The sequence below is a fragment of the Streptomyces sp. NPDC058198 genome, from assembly GCF_042882605.1.
In the GTDB taxonomy this organism is placed as follows: Bacteria; Actinomycetota; Actinomycetes; order Streptomycetales; family Streptomycetaceae; genus Streptomyces.
In genome coordinates this window covers 58,103-72,228 of sequence record NZ_JBHVVP010000010.1, presented here as the reverse complement: position 1 = coordinate 72,228, position 14,126 = coordinate 58,103, and the positions used below count along the sequence as shown (strand labels likewise).

General features: G+C 70.7%; 14 protein-coding genes and 2 pseudogenes. 9 read left to right on the top strand and 7 right to left on the bottom strand.

The features are described 5' to 3' along the window. Positions 1 to 579: 579 nt before the first annotated feature. Together ACFVWW_RS26860 and ACFVWW_RS26855 are read left to right on the top strand one after the other, a co-directional pair. Positions 580 to 2,592: an ABC transporter ATP-binding protein gene (locus ACFVWW_RS26860; protein WP_384330702.1), complete on the top strand. Its 2,013-nt coding sequence runs from the start codon at positions 580 to 582 to the stop codon at positions 2,590 to 2,592. 77 nt (positions 2,593 to 2,669) lie between these two features. Next, the gene (locus ACFVWW_RS26855; RefSeq protein WP_384192953.1) at positions 2,670 to 3,125 is read left to right on the top strand and encodes a tellurite resistance TerB family protein; all 456 of its coding nucleotides are present in this window, start codon (positions 2,670 to 2,672) and stop codon (positions 3,123 to 3,125) included. A gap of 81 nt (positions 3,126 to 3,206) precedes the next feature. On the opposite strand, the gene ACFVWW_RS26850 is transcribed toward ACFVWW_RS26855, so the two are convergent. From ACFVWW_RS26850 to ACFVWW_RS26840, 3 genes are all read right to left on the bottom strand, one after another. Then, the gene (locus tag ACFVWW_RS26850) at positions 3,207 to 4,307 is read right to left on the bottom strand and encodes an acyltransferase family protein (RefSeq protein WP_386878078.1); all 1,101 of its coding nucleotides are present in this window, start codon (positions 4,305 to 4,307) and stop codon (positions 3,207 to 3,209) included. A gap of 205 nt (positions 4,308 to 4,512) precedes the next feature. Continuing rightward, positions 4,513 to 5,370 carry an SRPBCC family protein gene (locus ACFVWW_RS26845; RefSeq protein WP_386878077.1) on the bottom strand — a complete coding sequence of 286 codons (858 nt, stop codon included), beginning with the start codon at positions 5,368 to 5,370 and terminating at the stop codon, positions 4,513 to 4,515. After that, positions 5,367 to 5,684, bottom strand: coding sequence for an ArsR/SmtB family transcription factor (locus tag ACFVWW_RS26840; protein WP_384192951.1), 318 nt, complete (start codon positions 5,682 to 5,684; stop codon positions 5,367 to 5,369). Before ACFVWW_RS26840 ends, ACFVWW_RS26845 begins: the two co-directional genes overlap by 4 nt. A gap of 300 nt (positions 5,685 to 5,984) precedes the next feature. On the opposite strand from ACFVWW_RS26840, the pseudogene ACFVWW_RS26835 reads away from it, so the two are divergent. After that, a pseudogene (locus ACFVWW_RS26835) lies at positions 5,985 to 6,392 on the top strand (hypothetical protein); the annotation flags it as partial. Positions 6,393 to 6,573: 181 nt separating this feature from the next. On the opposite strand, the gene ACFVWW_RS26830 reads toward ACFVWW_RS26835, so the two are convergent. Then, a complete protein-coding gene (locus ACFVWW_RS26830; protein ID WP_384330692.1) occupies positions 6,574 to 7,521 on the bottom strand; it encodes a M48 family metalloprotease in 948 nt (315 codons plus the stop codon). Beyond that, positions 7,518 to 7,892 (bottom strand): BlaI/MecI/CopY family transcriptional regulator, encoded by a 375-nt coding sequence (locus ACFVWW_RS26825; protein ID WP_384186691.1) that lies wholly within the window; start codon positions 7,890 to 7,892, stop codon positions 7,518 to 7,520. The genes ACFVWW_RS26830 and ACFVWW_RS26825 overlap by 4 nt, the downstream gene beginning before the upstream one ends. Before the next feature lie 114 nt (positions 7,893 to 8,006). Between ACFVWW_RS26825 and ACFVWW_RS26820 the strand changes: the two genes are divergently transcribed. The 4 genes and pseudogenes from ACFVWW_RS26820 (at position 8,007) to ACFVWW_RS26805 (ending at position 10,410) form a co-directional block, all read left to right on the top strand. Continuing rightward, complete coding sequence (locus ACFVWW_RS26820; RefSeq protein WP_384186694.1) at positions 8,007 to 8,675, top strand: DedA family protein; 669 nt, start codon at positions 8,007 to 8,009, stop codon at positions 8,673 to 8,675. After that, the gene (locus tag ACFVWW_RS26815; RefSeq protein ID WP_386878076.1) at positions 8,672 to 9,292 is read left to right on the top strand and encodes a phosphatase PAP2 family protein; all 621 of its coding nucleotides are present in this window, start codon (positions 8,672 to 8,674) and stop codon (positions 9,290 to 9,292) included. Before ACFVWW_RS26820 ends, ACFVWW_RS26815 begins: the two co-directional genes overlap by 4 nt. Then, positions 9,289 to 9,900, top strand: a pseudogene (locus ACFVWW_RS26810) (phosphatase PAP2 family protein); the annotation flags it as partial. The gene ACFVWW_RS26815 and the pseudogene ACFVWW_RS26810, both read left to right, overlap by 4 nt. Before the next feature lie 138 nt (positions 9,901 to 10,038). After that, complete coding sequence (locus tag ACFVWW_RS26805; RefSeq protein WP_386878156.1) at positions 10,039 to 10,410, top strand: VOC family protein; 372 nt, start codon at positions 10,039 to 10,041, stop codon at positions 10,408 to 10,410. 52 nt (positions 10,411 to 10,462) lie between these two features. Here ACFVWW_RS26805 and ACFVWW_RS26800 read toward each other — a convergent pair whose 3' ends face one another. After that, on the bottom strand, positions 10,463 to 10,951 hold the full coding sequence (locus ACFVWW_RS26800; protein WP_386878075.1) for a GNAT family N-acetyltransferase: 489 nt from the start codon (positions 10,949 to 10,951) through the stop codon (positions 10,463 to 10,465). A gap of 59 nt (positions 10,952 to 11,010) precedes the next feature. Continuing rightward, a complete protein-coding gene (locus ACFVWW_RS26795) occupies positions 11,011 to 12,075 on the bottom strand; it encodes a fatty acid desaturase family protein (RefSeq protein ID WP_386878074.1) in 1,065 nt (354 codons plus the stop codon). Positions 12,076 to 12,445: 370 nt separating this feature from the next. Here ACFVWW_RS26795 and ACFVWW_RS26790 point away from each other — a divergent pair, with 370 nt between their 5' ends. Both ACFVWW_RS26790 and ACFVWW_RS26785 read left to right on the top strand, forming a co-directional pair. Next, the gene (locus ACFVWW_RS26790) at positions 12,446 to 12,802 is read left to right on the top strand and encodes a PRC-barrel domain-containing protein (RefSeq protein WP_384186705.1); all 357 of its coding nucleotides are present in this window, start codon (positions 12,446 to 12,448) and stop codon (positions 12,800 to 12,802) included. Positions 12,803 to 12,929: 127 nt separating this feature from the next. Continuing rightward, a complete protein-coding gene (locus tag ACFVWW_RS26785) occupies positions 12,930 to 13,988 on the top strand; it encodes a hypothetical protein (protein ID WP_384186708.1) in 1,059 nt (352 codons plus the stop codon). Positions 13,989 to 14,126 lie beyond the last annotated feature (138 nt).

Sequence of the window (14,126 nt, the reverse complement as noted above, 5' to 3'; positions counted from 1 at the left end):
CCCGTGATGCGCTGCCGCCGCACCCAGCAGGAGCCTACGCCCCGTCATTGAATATTCAAGCATCAGCCTTACGGCAGCGGCCGGGCGGCGGCACCCGGCCGGGCTCCCGGGCGGCCGGACCCTCTCGATCATGTGCCTTCGCAAGGCGGCGAAGCCCGCCCGGGACGCCACCCGGCCGATCAGGGGTGCCCGCTCCTTCCGGTACCGGGGCCGTCGCCCCCGTACGCCGGGACGGGGCCGGGGCACGTCACTTCACGACCGCAACACAACCCCCCGATCGAGTGAACGCCCCCTCCCGGGTGGTTCGAACGCAGCATGACGAACGACTGCGCCCGGCCCGCACGGGCTGCCGCACCTTCTCGAAACTCTGTCCGACGATTCGCCCGGCGCAGCCCGTTACACGCCCTTGATCAGGTCCGTTGTCCGGGCGTCCCTACACGTCGTCGTCAGCTCAGGAGGATTCATGTATCCCGTTCCCACTCCCCTTGGCGGCATCGGCGGACATCGCGCGTTCGAGTGCGACCGCACGGCGCTCACGGTGAACGTACGCCGGGTTGACGCCGAAGGCGGGGTCGCGGCATGAAGCTGTTCCGTTTCGGCCGGAAGCCGTACGTCCAGAACTCGCCGCCCGAGCAACTGCTCTTCGGCGGCCGGCTGAAGGGCTCCTGGGGCTGGACCGTCCATGAGGGCGCGCGCCTCAAGGCGTCGTTCTGGGCGATCCTGCGCCAGATCCCCAGCCTCATCGGCCATACGGTCTCGCTGGCCTGGCGCGCCGATCGCCTCGCGCTGACCGTCGTCGCCCTGGCACAGCTCGGCCAGGCCGCGGCGACCGTCTTCGGGCTGCTGGCCACCAACCGGGTCCTGGTCAGTCTCTTCACCGCGGGGCCCACCGCCGACCGCATCTCCGAGGCGCTGCCCTCCCTGCTCTGGGTCGGCGGCGCCGGCGCCCTGGCGGCCACGCTGCGCGCCGTCTCCTTCGGTGCCACCGGCCGGCTGGAGCCGAAGGTCGAGCGGATCGCCGCGCTGACCATGCTCACCCCGGTGATCCGGGTGGAGATGGAACATCTGGAGCAGCCGGACTTCCACAAGATCCTCGACTCGGGGCAGCACGGCCAGACCGCCGCTCGCCGGCTGATCCAGCACGCCCTGGGCATCGTCGACTCCCTGATGGCGCTCATCGCGGTCAGCGGGGTGCTCGCCCTTCTGCATCCGGTGCTGCTGCCCCTGCTGATCGCGGTCGTGGTGCCCAAGGCGTGGGGCACCGTCAGAGCCGCCCGCCGTACCTACGAATCAATCCAGGTGTGGATCGAACACGTACGCCAGCAGAGCGAGCTGCGACGGCTGTTGATCTCCCAGAAGGCCGGACCTGAGCTGCGGGTGCACGGCGCGGGCCCGTTTCTGCTGGAGCAGTTCGACCGGATGGGCGTCGAGGCGGCCGAGGAGCAGACGCGGCTCGCGCACCGGGAGGCCGGGACGGACCTGGCGACCTCGGCGCTGTCCGGGCTGACCGCGGCGGTGACCTACGGGCTGCTGGCCTGGCTGCTGACACATGGCCATCTGCCGCTCGCCTCCGGTGCCACGGCCGCGCTCGCGCTGACCAACGGCACCGCGGGACTGCGCCGCATGGTCACCCATATGCACCAGCTGTACGAACAGTCGCTGTTCATGACCGACCTGATCAGGGCCGGCGAGGAGTCCCGGCTCCGCGCCATCCCCACGGGCGGTACGCCGGTGCCGGGCCCGCCCGCGCTGATCGAGTTCGACGGGGTCGGTTTCACCTATCCGGGGCGGGAGACTCCGGCCCTGGACGCGGTCTCCCTGACCATTCGCCGGGGCCAGACCGTGGCTCTCGTCGGGGTCAACGGCAGTGGCAAGACGACGCTCAGCAAGCTGCTCGCCGGCCTGTATCTGCCGTCCGGGGGCCAGATCCGCTGGGACGGCACCGATGTACGGGAGCTGGACCGGGACCAGCTCTTCGACCAGGTGGCCCTGGTGCTCCAGGACTATCAGCGGTGGCCGTTCACGGCGCGGGCCAATGTCGCCATCAGCCGCCCGTCCGAGATCCATGACCTCGAACGGCTGGAAGCGGCGGCGTCCCTGGCCGACGCACACACGGTGGTCGGTGAACTCCCGCGCGGCTGGGACACCCTGTGCGAGAAGGGGTACGAGGGTGGCGTGGACCTGTCGGGCGGCCAGTGGCAGCGGCTGGCCCTGGCCCGCGCGTACTACCGGCAGGCCGCGGTCCTGATCTGCGACGAGCCGACCAGCAGTATGGATCCGGCGGCCGAGATCGCCGCGTTCCAGCAGATCCGCGCTCTCGCGGGCGACGGACAGACGGTCATCCTCGTCACGCACCGGCTGCACAGCGTCCGGTCGGCCGATGTGATCTATGTCCTGGACCGGGGGCGGCTCGTGGAGGCGGGCGACTTCACCTCGCTGATGGCCGACGATCACGAAGGGCCCGGACTCTTCCGGGAGTTGTTCTCTTTGCAGTCCGAGCAGTACCGGACCGGAGGTCCCGAGGTACCGGCCCAGCGCGGCCCCGCGGCGGCGGACAGGACGGACGCGGACGCGTCCGAAGGCGTGGCGTGATCCGGCGCGGGCACGCCGCGGCGGTCCCGGACGTTGTCCGGTTGGCTCTGTGAAACACCTGAGGAGAGATGAACGCGATGGCCCTGTGGGACCGGTTCAAGGAATCCGCCGCGACGATGCAGACGCAACTCACGGCGAAGAAGAACGACCTGAAGAGCGGTGCGTTCCGGGACGCGAGTATGGCGATGTGCGCCCTGGTCGCCGCGGCGGACGGCTCGGTCGACCCCGCGGAGCGTCAGCGGGTCGCCTCGCTGATCGCCTCCAATGAGGTGCTGCAGAACTTCCCGGCGGCGGACCTTCAGCGCCGCTTCGACGACGCGCTGAACAAGCTCGCCGCCGACTTCGCGTTCGGGAAGGTCGGCATCCTCCAGGAGATCGCCAAGGCCAAGAAGAAGCCCGCGGAGGCGCGGGCGGTCATCCAGATCGGCATCGTCATCGGCGGCGCCGACGGCGACTTCGACAAGTCGGAGCAGGCTGTGGTCCGTGAGGCGTGCTTCGCGCTCGACCTGCCGCCGCACGAGTTCGACCTCTGAGCGGCCGGACACGCGTGCGGGGCGGTGGCCGACGGCCACCGCCCCGCATCACATCCGGGCCTCCCCGCGAAGCTCTTCCGCTCAGCTTCTTCCGCGCCGCTCGGCGGGGTCCTTCTTGAACGCCCAGGTCATGTCGGGCTCCAGGGCGAAACGGAAGAGCCGCTGGACCGGCGACGTACACAGCAGGGTGACGACCACGCCGGCGAGGAGCGTGACGAAGACCGCGCCCGACGGCTGGTGCAGCCAGTCGGCGCCGTACCAGCCCCAGGTGTCGGCGCTCTGGGCGAGGAATCCGTGCAGCAGATAGCCGCAGAGCGTGCCTGCTCCCAGGGCCGTGAACCACAGGCTGCGGCCGGGAACCCAGGCGAAGAAGCAGGCGGTCAGGACGAGGGAGCAGCCGAACAGCGCGAGCGTCATCAGGATGCCGCTCCACCAGGGCGCACCCAGTTCCTGCGCGCTGTCGCGGTGGAAGAACCACGCCATGTTCATCCGGGTGACGGCCCAGTACGCGAAAACGGCGGTGGCCGCGAAGACCGGCACGGCCAGGATGCGTACTTCCTTGCGGCGCACGAGCGCGAAGTGCTCGGGCTTCAGCCGCAGGCCGAGCACGAAGAACGGCAGGAACTGCAGGACCCGCTGGAGATCGAGGTCGTCGCCGATGTCCGGCGAGACGGCGCCGAGCGCCGCGATGGCCAGAGCGAGCGGGACGGGCCAGCGGACGAGCCGCCAGATCGGCGCGGTGATCCGCCAGACGAAGAGGGCGAGCAGGAACCAGGTCAGATACCACGGGTCGAGCAGGCTGATCGGCATGGACGGGTCGTCCGCGGCCCACCGGTGGAAGAGGCTGTAGGCGACCTCGAACACGATGTACGGCACGGCGACACCGGTGATCAGACGGCGCACCCGGTCGGGCCGGAAGTCGAAGCTGCGCGAGAAGTAGCCGGAGATGATGATGAACGCCGGCATGTGGAACGTGTAGATGAAGATGTAGAGCGCCGAGACCGCCCGGCTGCTGTCCCGCAGCGGCTCCCAGGCATGGCCCATGGCGACGAGCACGATCGCCAGGTACTTCGCGTTGTCGAAGAACGCGTCCCGCTTCTTGGCCGGTGGGGCGGCCGGCTTCGCTTCGGCCGTCTTCGTACCTGACGTGGGCCTTAGCGACTGCTCGGTGACCTGTGTCACATCGCCTCCCAGGGGGAACCCGGGGCAGTGCGCACGCCTCTTAGCAAAATTGTGGGGGGAAAGCGCAGAGCAAACATTCAAGGCACCCTAACGAGGGTTCCCACCTTCCATTCACTCGGGTGTCACGGACAGGGAAGCCACTGGGGGGACTTCCCGCCTCCGTGTACCCCGCATCACGCGCCCCATGACTGGGCGGCGCCGCGGCTCACCGGACGTCGAGGAGCTCCGCGGCGAGCTGTTCGATACGGGTGCGCCAGGCGGCCAGAGCCGCGTCCGCGTCGAATCCGGGCGGCCCGCTCTGGGTGAGGACGAGCCGGGCACCGTGGCCCGTACCCTCCCCCAAATCCCAGCTGACCGCGCCCTGGGGCTCCCAGGTGTAGGTGAGCGATTTCGGCGCCCGGACCTCCGTGACGTGTCCCTCCGGCACCTTCTCGGCGGTGAACCCCTCGGGGACGGGCAGCCCCGCCACCGGCTCGATGCCGGCCGACAGCACCTCCCAGACCGTCTCGGCCGGCCGCACCAGCTGGCGTTCGAGGCGGAGCCGCTTGCCTCCCTCGAATGTTTCGACGACGCCCCGGCCGAGGCCGAACCGCTGGACGTACGCCTCGTGCAGCTCCCCCGCGTCACGGTCCGTCCGCACCGGCCCGCCGTCGAGCAGCTGAGCCAGCGCGGCGATGCACAGCTGCCAGCCGGAGGCGAAGCTCGCGGCGCCGGGGAGGTCGCCGAAGGTGTGTACGAGGGTCAGCAGCGAGCCCTTGCCGTCGGGGGTGATCGCCCAGCTCAGATGGTCGTCGCCCCAGGTGAAGGCGAAGAGGCGGGGTGCGTCCAGGTCCGTGACGGTGCCGGTCATGCCCGGTCCGCTCTCGCCGGGGAAGCGGAAGCCGATCGCGCCGCCCGGCACGAGTTCCACGGTCACCTCGGAGGGAAACCACTGCCGCAGACTCGCGGGGTCGGTGAGCGCGGCCCAGACCCGCTCGGGAGGGTGCGGGAGCCTGCGCTCCATCCGGAGTGAGGTCCGGCCGTCGGCGGTGGTCAGGGTGTCGGCGTGGGTGTTCATGTTCATGAGGAGTCGTCCTCCATCGCGTCGAGATGCCGTTCGAGCGCGTCGAGAGCGCCGGACCACAGATGCCGGTAGGGGGCGAGCCAGGCGTCGAGTTCCGCGAGGGGCTCGGGCCGCAGCTCGTACCAGCGGCGCTGAGCGTCCTGCCGGACGCGGACGAGTCCGGCCTCGCGCAGTACCCGCAGATGCTTCGAGGTGCCCGGCTGGCTGAGCCCGAGGCGGTCCGTGAGCTCCCCGACCAGGTACGGGCGCTCAAGGAGGAGATCGAGGATCTTCCGCCGGTTCGGCTCTGCGAGGACGTCGAACGGTATGGGCATGGATCGAACATATCCCAGCGGCTATATAATCATGCGGCTATGCATGGCGTGTCCCCGGCCAGACGTTTTCATCGCGGGTCGCGAATTTCGGCCATAAAGCGCGGTGAACGCGTCCCTATTCTGGCTGGAACCGCCTGGTGACAGCGTGTCAGCAAGCCATTCATAATGGTAATTTGGGGCGATCGAAGGCCGACCACACTGCTCTCCCGGAAATCGCCCCGCGGCACCGCGCAACGTCACTGCGCAAGAATTGCGGCCCAGGCCACCCGGCCTCCACAGAACGGCGCAAGGAGAGCGGCCGTGCATGACGAATTCCTGTGCCATGTCACCGCGTACGGAGTCTGCGGTGGACAGCGTATCGGCGTCCCTTTAGGCACCTACCGCGCCCCCACTCTGGCACTTGCACTGTGGTGGTTGCGGGACCGGGCCACCTGGATCGCCGAACGGCTCGACCCCAGCCCGGAAAGCGATCATTTCCCCGCCGAGGCGCTCGCTCCGGTGGGCGAGAGCGTTCCGGACGTGCCGGCGACGCTCCGGATATGGCGGGACGACGCTTCCCATCAGGACATGGTCGCGGAGCATTTGGCCGCGGGGCGTCTCATTCGCGTCGCCACGCGCGACGACACCACGGAATATGAACTGCTGGCGGAATCGGTGGACGCGCTGAGAATGGACCGAGCGCTTCCGGTTCTCATCACTCCGGCCGCGATGCCGGAGGCGTACCGCCGGGAGCGCCCTCTCGCCGCTTCTTCCCGGACCGCGGCGCAGGAACAGCGCGGGAACAGCGATACCGCGGAACCACGGATCGCACGGGAGGAATCCTTCGGGGAGACCGTACAACTGGGCCGATTACCCGGTTGAGACGGCGGCCCGGCCGGACCCCGGGAGGTCACTTCGCGGCGCTTTCCCCCTGGGCGATTTCGATATGGGTGTGCAGATCGTTCGCCGCCCCCAGCACGGTGGCGCCGGACAGCGTGAGGCAGATCAGCAGCAGGCCCGCGACGAGGCGGCCGGTCCTGGGCGCGGCCGGTGGGGCGCTCGCCTCCGCGCCGAGCAGGGCGGCGACGCGACGGGGCACCGGGCCGGCCGTCGCGGCGAGGACGGCGCGCGGACGGACCCGGCCTGGCGTCCCGGCGGCGCGGGCGGCCAGCGCGGCCCGGCCGATCGCGCGGGCGGCGAGACGCCGGTCACCGACGGCCACCGCCGCGGCCTCGTCCGCGGTGCGCTCCAGCGCGTAGCCGAGCGGCTCCCGCAGGGCGCGCAGGGCGGGGTGACAGAGAGCGGCCAGTTCCACGGCCGCGAGGAGGACGTGGTGGCGGCCGCGGAGGTGGGCGCGTTCATGGGCGAACAGCGCCTCGCGCTCGGCCGGTTCCAGGGCGCGCAGCATGCCGGTGGTCACGACGATCCGCCCGGGCCTGCCGGGCAGCGCGTACGCGTCGGGGCTGCTGTCCCGCAGGACCGCCAGCTCCCCGTCCGTACCGCCCACCGCGATCCTGGCCCGGCGCAGATCCGCCCGGTGCCGGTGGGCGGCGACGGCGAGCACCGCGGTACGCCACGCCAGCAGGCCGCCGGCGGCGAGCGCGAGCGCGATGGTCAGGGCGGGCGGCCCCGCCGTCAGCGGTTCGAGGAGTTCACCGAGGACGGCGACGGCGGGCAGATACGACGCGCCGGGGACGACCAGCAGGGCCAGGGCGGCCGAGCTGCCGGCGGCCAGCGCGAGCGCGGCGGCGGTGAGCAGCCACGCGGCGTGGCGCGGCGACAGGGCCGCCGCGACCCGGCGCGCGGCGGGCACCGCGAGGAACGGCATCAGCAGGGGCACCCAGACGAGGTAAATCATCCGGCCTCGCCGCCGTCCAGCAGGGACCGCAGCAGCAGCTCGTCCTCGTCGTTGAGCTGGGAGACGAAGCGGGCGAGGACCGCGCTGCGGTCGTCGTCCTTGGCCAGTTCCGTATGCATACGGCGGGCGGTCAGGCCCGGGGCGTCCTCGGTCGGGGTGTACGCGTAACCCCGGCCGGCCCTGACCCGGGTGACGCTGCCCTTTTCGTACAACCGCGAGAGGATCGTGGTGACGGTGGTGCGGGCGAGCGGCACCCCGAGGACTTCCTGGACCTGGCCAGGGGTGAGCGGCGTGTCGGCGGCCCACAGAGCCGCCAGCACACCGGCTTCCAGCTCCCCCGCAGGCCGCCGTTCCGGGCCCTCGTCGCCCATGGGAATGCTCCTCCCGTTTCCTTCGTCTACAGTGAAGTAGACCGTCTACAGAACTGTAGTCAATCGGATCGTCACGCAGGACACCCCTGCCCACCATTATGGGAGCAGCCCCCTATGGCCGTATCCGCCCTCACGGCGATGCCACAGGCCGTGAACCTCCTCGACGCGGGATCACTGCTCTCCGCGTTCGGCGCCCTCGGTATCGCCGTCGTCCTCTTCGCCGAGACCGGACTTCTGATCGGCTTCTTCCTCCCCGGCGACTCCCTGCTCTTCACCGCCGGGCTCCTGAGCGTCCCCGGCGCGCACGGGGCCGCGCATCTCGCACTGTCCCAGGTCCTCGTCGCCTCGGCCGTCGGCGCCCTGCTGGGAGCGCAGACCGGCTACTGGATCGGCCGGCGCGGCGGCCGGGCGCTGCTGGCGCGCAGCCGTGCCCGCAAACTCCACGAGGGAGCGGCCCGCGCCGAGGAACTGCTCGACCGGTACGGCCATGCCAAGGCCATCGTGCTGGCCCGGTTCGTACCCGTCGTACGCACCGTGCTGAACCCCCTGGCCGGCGCCCTGAACGTGCCCGCCCGGCTCTTCACCCTCTGGCAGATCATCGGCGGTGCGGTCTGGACCGTCGGACTCGTGCTCGCCGGATACGCGCTGGGCTCGTCCGTACCCGACGTCGACCGCTATCTACTGCCCATCGTCGCGCTCGTGGTGATCGTCTCGCTGATCCCGATCGCCCTGGAGCTGCTGCGCGCACGCTCACGCCGCGGGTCCGAGGAGGGAGCGCGTTGATCGCTGGTACGGGGGCTGCGCCCCTTCAGGACGGCAGCTGGTTCGACGACGGCCTGTACACCTTTGTGACCGATCTGGCCCAGCGCTCACCCGTCTGGCTGGACACAGTGGTCTCCTCCTGGTCGACCTACGGACTCGCGCTGTTCGGCGTGCTCCTGCTGGCCGCGTGGTGGCGTGCCCGCCCCGATGCCCCGGCGCGGAGCACCCTGGCGCTGGCCGCGCCCCTCGTGGTGGTCGTGTCGTATCTGGCCAACGACGGCCTCAAGTCGCTGCTGCGGGAGCAGCGGCCGTGTCAGACCCTGCACACGCTGACCATCGAGGCATGTCCCCCGCTGGGCGACTGGTCGCTGCCCAGCAACCACGCCGCCATCGCCGCCGCGGCCGCCACCGCTCTCCTGTTCACCGACCGCGTGCTCGCGGCGGTCGCGGTCCTGGCCGCCCTTCTGATGGCGGTGTCGCGGGTGTGGGTCGGGGCGCACTATCCGCATGATGTGGCCCTCGGTCTGGTCGTGGGCACGGCGCTGAGCTGGACACTGATGGTCGCCGCGCGCCGCACCGTGCCGCTCGTGGAGCGCCTCAGGGACACCCGTCTGCGCCCGCCGGCGGCGCCGCGGTGAGCCACCCCGCGCCGGCGGCCGGCCGCAGCCGCGGTAGGCCGGCGCTGGGCGTGACCGCGCTCTGTGCCGCGCTCTTCGCCTTGCTGGCCGTGGGCGTGGCCGCCCGCCACGGGGCGCCGTTCCCGCTGGACCGGAGCGCGCTCGCCTGGTCATTGGAGCACCGCCCGGCCGGCGCCCTCACGCCGGCCCGCGTCGTCACGGCGAGCGGCACCGGCCCCTACCCCTATCTGTGTGCCATCGGCGCGGGTCTGATCGCCGGCCACGACCTGCGGCGCCGGCTGAGCGCGGCGGCCGGCGCCCTCGCCTTTCTCGTCGTCGGACAGGCCGTCCGCTATGCCGTCCTGCACGCGATCGGCCGTCCCCGGCCCGCCATGGCGGACTGGGCGACCCATGCGTCGGGGTTCGCGTTCCCCTCCGGACACGCGACGACCTCGGCGCTGGTGGCGGGCCTGCTGGTCTGGGCCCTGGCCCGCCGGAGCCGTACGGCCCCCACCCGCGCGCTCTGCGCGCTCATCGTCTGCTGGGCCGTCGCCGTGGGACTGAGCAGGATCTATCTCGGGGTGCACTGGGCGAGCGATGTCCTCGGGGGATGGCTGTACGCCGCCACCTTGCTCGGCCTCGGCGCGCTTCTCCTCCCGACCGGGCGCCTGCTGCCCACGACGTGCCCGGCGGCCGGCGGGGAGAGCGATGATTCCCGGGCTGCTCGGACGTCTACCTCTGTGACAGCCCCAGGAAAGGACTCAGCCATGTTCGACAACAGCAAGGCGTTCAGCGGATTCGCCGTGGACGACATCGAGAAGGCCCACCGCTTCTACGGCGAGACGCTGGGACTGGACGTCTCCGAGGATCACGGCATGCTGCGACTGCGCCTGGGCGGCGGCGCCTCCGTGCTCGTCTACCCGAAGCCCGCTCACACGCCGGCGTCGTTCACGGTCCTCAACTTCCCCGTCGACGACATCGACGCGGCGGTCGACGAGCTGGCCCAGCGGGGGGTGCGCTTCGAGCGCTACCCCGGCATGGACACGGACGACAAGGGCGTCTTCCGGGCCGGGGGCCCGTACATCGCCTGGTTCACCGACCCGGCGGGGAACACCCTCTCCGTGCTCCAGGAGCGGTAGGGAGCACGGGAACCCGGCCGGTCCTTCGCCGGTCGCCGGGCCGCCCGGTCACTCACAGGGCGCGGTGCATGATGTGCAGTCCCACATAGCCCTGCGTCGGGTGCCTGAATCCCTCCGGCAGCGTGCCCAGCACCTCGAACCCGAGCGACCGGTACAGCTCGACCGCGTACACATTGGTCTCGACGACGGCGTTGAACTGCATCGCGCGGAACCCCGCCGCACGGGCCCACTCGATCGAGTACTCGCACAGCGCCCGGCCCACACCACGGCCCGCGTGCGCCGGGTCGACCATGTAGCTGGCGCTCGCGATATGACCGCCGTTGCCCATGTGGTTCCTGTTCATCTTCGCCGTGCCCAGGACCGTACCGGCCTCATCGACGGCGACGACGGCCCGGCTCGGAGCGGCCACCAGCCACCAGTCACGGCCGTCACTCTCACTGAGGTCCGGCGGATAGGTGAAGGTCTCGCCGTCGGCGACGATCTTGTGGAAGAACGGCCAGATGGCGGGCCAGTCCTCCGTGGTGGCTTCTCTGATCAACATGGGGTCAGGATGCCGGTCCGCCCTCCGCGGGCGCCAGCGCTTTTCCCGCTTGCTCCGGCTTACTCCGGCGTCGCCCGCGCGGCGGCCGTCCTGAGCGGGGCGCCCGCGGCATGCAGGCTGCTGAGCGCCTGGCGGTACGAGGTGAACAGTCCTGTCTCCAGATAGCCGACATTCAGCTCCTGGCAGTACCGCCGCACGATGGGCTGCGCCCTGCGCAGTTGGGGCGTGGGCATGCTCGGGAAGAGATGGTGCTCGATCTGGTAGTTGAGCCCGCCCAGCGCGACATCGGTGAACCAGCCGCCGCGCACATTGCGGGAGGTGAGCACCTGGCGCCGCAGGAAGTCGGGGCGCTCATCGCCCGTCAGGGTGGGCATGCCCTTGTGGTTGGGGGCGAAGATGGAGCCCAGGTAGAGACCGAACAGGCACTGGTGGACGGCGAGGAAGGCCACCGCCTTGCCGGGCGGCAGGAGCAGGAACAGCGCGCTGAGGTAGAGCGCGAAGTGCGCGAAGAGCAGCACGCCTTCCAGCCGACGCTGTTTCAGTGAGCGGTTGGCCAGCGCCCGTACCCCCGCGACATGCAGGTTGAAGCCCTCCAGGGCGAGCAGCGGGAAGAACAGATACGCCTGCGAGCCGCCGATCAGCCGGGGCAGCCCCGTGGCTTTGCGCGCCTGGCCACGCGTCCACACCAGGACGTCCGGCTCGACATCCGGATCGAGCTCCTCGTGGTTCGGATTCGCGTGGTGGCGGGAGTGCTTGTCCTGCCACCAGCCGTACCCCATGCCGATGCCGAGATTCCCGGCGATCCTGCCTGTCCAGGCGCTGGCCTTGCGCAGCCGGAACACCTGGCGGTGCCCCACATCATGGGCGACCAGGGCCACCTGTCCGAAGACCACGGCGAGCAAGGCGGCCACGGCGAGCGTCCACCAGCTGTCGCCGACGGCGGCGAAGGCCGCCCAGCCGCCGGCGTAGAGCCCGGCGACGAGAGACATCCGCAGCAGGTAGTACCCGGGCCTTCGCCGCATCAGGCCGGCCGCGGTGATTTTCTTGGCCAGACACGCGAAATCGCTGCCGGCCTCTCGCCGCTGTTCCAGCAACGCGGGTTCGCCAGTGGGGTGCATCGGCATGGGCCACGCCTTTCGGGTCGGTCACGACCGCCTCGTGCCGAGGTGCTGACTGCTCGGCAGGGTGGCTGGTGAGTTCGGTCGTGCCGCCACGGATGCCCGTACGGAGGGGTGCGCGGAAACTGCCGCCGACCGGAAAGAATGACGCGACACGCGCCGCTGTCCCTGGCCGGGGGCCACGGGAAGCAGAAAATGAGGCGTCCTGCTTTTCAGTGTAGCTGCCTGTCGACCGCGGACAACTGACACGGAAACGGCCCCGGGACGGGATCCCGGTGCCCCCTTGCACGCCGGCCGGGTGCGGGCCCGGGGAATGCGGGGTATTCGACAGTCGCACCTCGCGTGCACCATCCAGTGGATAAGAGGCGAATGACCCGTGTTCGAAGCTGAAGACATTCGGGAGTGGCGGGGCCACGATGTGGTCGATGCCGAGAAGAAGAAGATCGGCTCCCTGGAAGCCGTGTACGTGGACACCGCGACGGACGCCCCGTCGTTCGCCACGGTGATCATCGGCCTGCCGACCAAGCGGCGGCTGATCTTCGTTCCGCTGACCGATGCCACCGTCGGCCCTGACTATCTGAAGGTCCCCTGGGACAAGAAACTGGCCAAGGAAGCACCCTGGATCGACATGGACGGGGAATTGCTCGCCGAGGACGAGCCGCGGGTCTTCGCGCACTACGGGCTCGCCTATAAAACCGGCGCGAATGGCGAGCGCAGGCTCGGCCGCCGCTGAGCGCTCGGGGCGCGCGGCGTGCGGCAGGGCTCCGTCGTGCTTCTTCACGCCTGCCCGGCCGATGTTCGACGCGCCGCGCGCTGGACAGATATGAAGTCACTGCCCGGATTCGGGGGCCGTGAGGGAGGTGGCGGAGTTCGTACAGGTCAGACGCTTTCGCGGGCCACGGGGTAGCACCCTCCATCTGGCGCTCGCCCCGGGACGCCCGCGGCAGCGCGTCCCGGCCAACGGCGGGCTGCGCATCCGTCCGGGACCGGCCCATGAACCGGACGCGCGACGGCTCAGCCGCCGGCTCGCCCGGGAGATGCTGGTGCAGCACGAGGTGCACCGTACGGGCTTCCGGGGCGCCACGATCGTGGTCACCGGGGCCGGCGCCGTGGACGAGCCGCTGCTGCTCGCCGTCGCGGAGGTCCTGAACGGCTACGAGGGCAGGCTGTACACCGGCGCGGACATGGGAGTGACGGCCCATGACATGGAGCTGCTGGCGGGGATGACGCCGTATGTGCTCAACGCGGTCAGCAGCGCCTTCGAGCCCCATACGGCCACGGCGTTCGGGGTGCTGGGGGCGGTGGAGGCATGGGCACGGGGGCCCGTCGCGGGGCTGCGGGTGCTGGTGCACGGCACCGGCAAGGTCGGCGGCGTACTGGCCAGGGAGCTGGCCACGGCCGGAGCCACCGTTCTGACCTGCGACATCGCTCCCGGCGTCGCTGACCTGCCGGGCTGCAGGCCGGTCGAGGACTGGGCCGAACGGGAAGTGGACGTTCTCGTGCCGTGCTCGGTGAACGATCTCATCGATGTCCGGCTCGCCCGGCGGCTGCGCTGCGGCGCGGTCATCGGCTCGGCGCACGCCGTGCTCGCAGACGAGGACGTCACCGCCGATGTCCTGTACGGCAGGGGCATCACCTATCTGCCGGCGCCGCTCGTCAGCGCCGGAGCGGTGATGGTCGACTCCATGGAGCTGTACGGTCCTGAGGCGTTCCGCGGTGCCTCGCCGCGCCGCGTCTACGAGTTCGTCAGAAACACGGTCCGTTCCGCGGTGGCGGACCTGACGGCGGCGGCCCTGCACGCCGGGCTCTCGCCGACCGCGGCGCTGGACCGGGTGACCCTCCCGCCGACGGGCGCGTACTGCGGTCTGCGGTTCCACCGTACGGCGACCGCCGGCGACGACCCGCTGCCGGGCCCCTGACACCGGTCGGGCACCGCGGGACCTGGGGCGTGTTGCGAAAGTCCCGCCCTGCGGGCGGACGGCGCTACTTTCGCAACACGCCCTAGGTGGGCCCGCGGTGCCCGACGTGGTGACGTTCAGCCGGACCGATCAGTGGTT

What these genes read in the sequence shown, in the direction of transcription:
- ACFVWW_RS26800 (WP_386878075.1), bottom strand. Translation starts at nt 10,951, where the DNA reads ATGTTGATCAGAGAAGCCACCACGGAGGACTGGCCCGCCATCTGGCCG.
- ACFVWW_RS26795 (WP_386878074.1), bottom strand. Translation starts at nt 12,075, where the DNA reads ATGCCGATGCACCCCACTGGCGAACCCGCGTTGCTGGAACAGCGGCGA.
- ACFVWW_RS26840 (WP_384192951.1), bottom strand. Translation starts at nt 5,684, where the DNA reads ATGCCCATACCGTTCGACGTCCTCGCAGAGCCGAACCGGCGGAAGATC.
- ACFVWW_RS26805 (WP_386878156.1), top strand. Translation starts at nt 10,039, where the DNA reads ATGTTCGACAACAGCAAGGCGTTCAGCGGATTCGCCGTGGACGACATC.
- ACFVWW_RS26860 (WP_384330702.1), top strand. Translation starts at nt 580, where the DNA reads ATGAAGCTGTTCCGTTTCGGCCGGAAGCCGTACGTCCAGAACTCGCCG.
- ACFVWW_RS26825 (WP_384186691.1), bottom strand. Translation starts at nt 7,892, where the DNA reads ATGGGCGACGAGGGCCCGGAACGGCGGCCTGCGGGGGAGCTGGAAGCC.
- ACFVWW_RS26855 (WP_384192953.1), top strand. Translation starts at nt 2,670, where the DNA reads ATGGCCCTGTGGGACCGGTTCAAGGAATCCGCCGCGACGATGCAGACG.
- ACFVWW_RS26820 (WP_384186694.1), top strand. Translation starts at nt 8,007, where the DNA reads ATGGCCGTATCCGCCCTCACGGCGATGCCACAGGCCGTGAACCTCCTC.
- ACFVWW_RS26845 (WP_386878077.1), bottom strand. Translation starts at nt 5,370, where the DNA reads ATGAACATGAACACCCACGCCGACACCCTGACCACCGCCGACGGCCGG.
- ACFVWW_RS26830 (WP_384330692.1), bottom strand. Translation starts at nt 7,521, where the DNA reads ATGATTTACCTCGTCTGGGTGCCCCTGCTGATGCCGTTCCTCGCGGTG.